Origin of the sequence: Pseudomonas violetae (genome assembly GCF_023072615.1) — a bacterium.
Lineage (GTDB): Bacteria > Pseudomonadota > Gammaproteobacteria > Pseudomonadales > Pseudomonadaceae > Aquipseudomonas > Aquipseudomonas violetae.
This window is the reverse complement of sequence record NZ_JAKNRW010000083.1, coordinates 1-1,977: the sequence shown is the minus strand read 5'-3', so window position 1 is coordinate 1,977 and position 1,977 is coordinate 1. Positions and strand designations below refer to the sequence as shown.

3 protein-coding genes are annotated in these 1,977 nt (G+C 62.5%); all 3 read right to left on the bottom strand.

Going from position 1 to position 1,977, the window contains the following annotated elements:
• Window positions 1-419, bottom strand: a 419-nt coding sequence (locus tag L9059_RS30510) for a 3,4-dihydroxy-2-butanone-4-phosphate synthase (protein ID WP_247296824.1), incomplete at its 3' end; no start/stop codon positions are given.
• 16 nt (window positions 420-435) lie between these two features.
• Complete coding sequence (locus tag L9059_RS30505; RefSeq protein ID WP_247296821.1) at window positions 436-1,116, bottom strand: riboflavin synthase; 681 nt, start codon at window positions 1,114-1,116, stop codon at window positions 436-438.
• A 46-nt stretch (window positions 1,117-1,162) separates the two neighbouring features.
• Window positions 1,163-1,977 (bottom strand): bifunctional diaminohydroxyphosphoribosylaminopyrimidine deaminase/5-amino-6-(5-phosphoribosylamino)uracil reductase RibD (gene ribD, locus L9059_RS30500; RefSeq protein WP_247296816.1); only part of this gene is annotated, 815 nt, incomplete at its 5' end.

Here is a 1,977-nt window from a genome sequence, read left to right as displayed (position 1 = left end):
CGGGCCAGGGTACCGCCGGCCTGGGCCATCAGCGGGAAGATGTGGCCGGGGCTGACGATGTCTTCAGCCTTGGCGTCTTTTGCCGCAGCCGCCTGCACGGTCCGGGCACGGTCAGCGGCCGAGATGCCGGTGGTCACGCCGGTGGCAGCTTCGATGGACACAGTGAACTTGGTGCCGAAACCGGAACCGTTGCGTGGCGCCATCAAGGGCAGCTTCAACAGTTCGCAGCGTTCGCGGCTCATCGGCATGCAGATCAGGCCACGGGCGTGCTTGGCCATGAAGTTGATGTGCTCTGGCTGGCAGCACTCGGCGGCCATGATCAGGTCGCCTTCGTTCTCGCGGTCTTCGTCATCCATAAGGATGACCATCTTGCCTTGGCGGATGTCTTCAACCAGTTCTTCGATGCTATTGAGCGCCACAAGGCACCCCCTTGGGTCAGGATTTGAGGTAGCCGTTGGCGGCCAGAAAGCTTTCAGTAATGTTGCTGCCAGCCGGCCTTTGCGACGAGTCGGACTCTGCAGCCTTGTCACCCAGCAAGAGCCGCTCCAGGTATCGTGCCAGCAGATCGACTTCCAGGTTCACCCGGCGACCTGGCTGGTAAGACGCCATGATGGTTTCGCTCAGGGTGTGCGGAATGATCGTCAACATGAACTCGGCGCCATCGACCGCGTTGACGGTCAGGCTGGTGCCATCGACAGTGATCGAACCTTTGTGGGCGATGTACTTGGCGAGTTCCTTCGGGGCACGGATGCGGAACTCGACGGCACGGGCGTTCTCTGTGCGGGCAACCACTTCGCCGACGCCGTCGACGTGACCGCTGACCAGATGCCCGCCAAGGCGGGTGGTCGGGGTCAGGGCTTTTTCCAAATTGACCGGGCTGCCGCTTTTCAGGTCGTTCATGGCCGTGCAGTCGAGGGTTTCGCGACTGACGTCGGCGGCAAAACCGTTGCCTGGCAGTTCAACTGCGGTCAGGCACACGCCGTTGACCGCAATGCTGTCACCGAGCTTGACGTCGCTCAGATCGAGCTTGCCGGTTTCTACGTGAACCCGCACATCTCCGCCTTTTGGGGTCAATGCACGAATACTGCCGATGGATTCGATGATGCCGGTAAACATGGAGTCCTCCTCGAGAACGGGCCAGCGCTGTGGCGATGGCTGGGAATTATACGCTCGCTGCTGGCACAGGAATGGCAGTGACCCGCCAGTCATCGCCAACCGCGCGAATTTCGATGATTTTAAGTTCAGGCGCATCTTTCATATGCGCCAGTGGCCAATCCAGCAGTGGTCGTGCCGAGGAACCAAGGAACTTGCCGGCGATGAAAATCTGGAACTCGTCCACTAGCCCTTGTTGAGCGAAAGCCCCGGCCAGACGCGGACCCGCTTCGACCAGCACTTCATTGACCCCGCGGGCGGCGAGTTCGGCCAGCAGTTTACGCAGGTCGACCAAACCATCCTCGCCCGCCACGATCAAGCACTCCGGGCCATTGGCATATTGCTCCTCGATCGCCATGCACGTGGCGACAAGCGCCGGGCCGGCCTTGAAGAACGGTGCATCCAGCGGCACCCGCAGACGGCCGTCGATCAGCACGCGCAATGGCGGCCGGCTCATGGCCAACGCCGTTTGCTCGGCATCCAGACCCAGTTCATCGGCGCGCACGGTCAAGCGGGCATTATCCGCCAGCACCGTGTCGGCGCCAGTCAGCACGACACTGGCCTGAGCACGCAGGCGTTGAACCGCAGAGCGCGCCTGCGGACCGGTGATCCACTGGCTCTCGCCGCTCGCCATCGCTGTGCGGCCGTCGAGACTCATGGCCAATTTGACCCGCACGAACGGCAAGCCGTGCTCCATGCGTTTGAGGAAGCCTTGATTGAGTTTGCGCGCCTCGCCTTCCAGCACGCCGCTTGCGGTGGCGATACCGGCCTGAGCCAGGCGCTGCATGCCGCGACCGGCGACCGCTGGGTTCGGGTCCTGCATGG